The organism is Ruminococcus sp. CAG:379 (genome assembly GCF_000434255.1).
GTDB lineage: Bacteria > Bacillota > Clostridia > Oscillospirales > Ruminococcaceae > Ruminococcus_F > Ruminococcus_F champanellensis.
The window spans coordinates 4,168-4,465 of record NZ_FR894896.1 but is presented as its reverse complement, the minus strand read 5'-3'; the positions used below and the strand labels follow the sequence as shown (position 1 = coordinate 4,465).

The 298-nt window shown below is 50.7% G+C and carries 1 protein-coding gene; it reads right to left on the bottom strand.

The window, feature by feature from the left end; genetic code table 11:
• Positions 1-103: 103 nt before the first annotated feature.
• The coding region (locus tag QVO51_RS06420; RefSeq protein ID WP_288167938.1) for an LPXTG cell wall anchor domain-containing protein at positions 104-298 on the bottom strand (195 nt) is incomplete at its 5' end.

Here is a 298-nt window from a genome sequence, read left to right as displayed (position 1 = left end):
CAGGCGGGCTTGATGCGGTGCTGCCCTATGTTTTCATCAGAATACCACAACAGCACCACAAAATTGTGATGCTGCTGCAATCAATTTATATGTATGAGATCTGTTACCGGACTCTGCGCTTTTTCCTTACGCCGTATGCCGAAAGAATCGCCAATGCCGCAAGGATCTCAACCGTGATCCGAATGCCCTGCTCTCCGGTCTTAGGCGGCTTCACCGCATCCACTGCAGTAACCGTTGTAGTGCCGGTCACATCCGCAGATGCATCATCTGTAGATGCTGTGGTTGTTGTGGTTGTTGT